Consider the following 267-nt stretch of genomic DNA (forward strand, 5'->3'; position numbering starts at 1 on the left):
CGGTGAGCGTGGTACCGAGGCGAGCGGGGGATGGGGATACCCTGACGCCAGCGGCTTCGAGCGCGGCGATCTTGGAGCCGGCATCGCCCTTGCCGCCGGAGATGATGGCGCCGGCATGGCCCATGCGCCGTCCGGGCGGTGCGGTGCGGCCGGCCACGAAGCCGACGGTGGGCTTCTTGCGCCCGCGCTTGGCCTCGTCGATCAGGAACTGCGCCGCATCCTCCTCGGCCGAGCCGCCGATCTCCCCGATCATCACGATCGAATGGG

The 267-nt window shown here is 71.5% G+C and carries 1 pseudogene; it reads right to left on the bottom strand.

From position 1 onward, the window contains the following. Window positions 1-267 (bottom strand): annotated as a pseudogene (locus tag ACZYTC_RS34455) (succinate--CoA ligase subunit alpha); the annotation flags it as partial.

The sequence above is a fragment of the Labrys sp. F242 genome (assembly GCF_057813875.1).